A 359-nucleotide genomic window follows, 5' to 3' on the forward strand; every position below is an offset into this window, starting at 1 on the left:
CGCCGCCGCACGCGCGCTCGAGACCGTGAGCCCGCTGGCCACCGTCGCCCGCGGCTACGCGATCCTCCAGCAGCAGGACGGCCGCGTGGTGCGCAGTGTCCAGCAGGTCGAGCCCGGCGAGCGCCTCGGCGCCCGCGTGGGCGACGGACAGTTGCACGTACGTGTCGAATCCCCGAACGACTGACCCGTACCATCACGTTCCGACCGCAATGCAACCGGTAGTCTCCAGCCGCTTTCAGCGAACAGACCCCGTCCAACCGCCAGGCGGTGCCCTAGCCCCGCACCACCCCCGCCGTCCCCCGGGTAGCCGGGCGGCGCGCTTTTCCCCGGACCCGCCCACACCGTGGCCAGCGGCCGGG

The 359-nt window shown here is 73.5% G+C and carries 1 protein-coding gene; it reads left to right on the top strand.

Annotated elements, in window-relative coordinates; all coding sequences use genetic code 11:
* A partial coding sequence (locus tag H0E84_RS18750; protein WP_307774171.1) for an exodeoxyribonuclease VII large subunit occupies positions 1-184 on the top strand: 184 nt, incomplete at its 5' end.
* Positions 185-359 lie beyond the last annotated feature (175 nt).

This window comes from Luteimonas salinisoli (assembly GCF_013425525.1).
In the GTDB taxonomy this organism is placed as follows: Bacteria; Pseudomonadota; Gammaproteobacteria; order Xanthomonadales; family Xanthomonadaceae; genus Luteimonas; species Luteimonas salinisoli.